Source organism: Planktothrix sp. PCC 11201, assembly GCF_900009135.1.
In the GTDB taxonomy this organism is placed as follows: Bacteria; Cyanobacteriota; Cyanobacteriia; order Cyanobacteriales; family Microcoleaceae; genus Planktothrix.
The window spans coordinates 1-284 of sequence record NZ_LT797767.1; the positions used below are offsets into that span (position 1 = coordinate 1).

At 39.1% G+C, this 284-nt stretch carries 1 protein-coding gene; it reads right to left on the reverse strand.

The window, feature by feature from the left end:
* Positions 1 to 242 (reverse strand): transposase (locus PL11201_RS25605; protein ID WP_234996850.1); only part of this gene is annotated, 242 nt, incomplete at its 3' end.
* Positions 243 to 284 lie beyond the last annotated feature (42 nt).

A 284-nucleotide genomic window follows, 5' to 3' on the forward strand; every position in this document is an offset into this window, starting at 1 on the left:
AGGTCTAATTCATCCTCAAATGTTTGTCCTGATAGTTCATCTTTTTTGAGATGTTGCCACTCTAATTCAATCGGATTCATTTCGGAACAATATTTAGGTAAACAGAAAATATACAAACCCATACTTTCCCATTTTGGCCAGAGTTTTTTCACCTCATGGCATTGATGTATCGGGCTATTATCTTGGACAATAACTCTCATCCGTCCGGCTTTTTCAGCCTCTGTTGCTTCTTGTTCCATCATTTGGATATAACACTTGCGATTCACACCTCCAATCACCAAGCC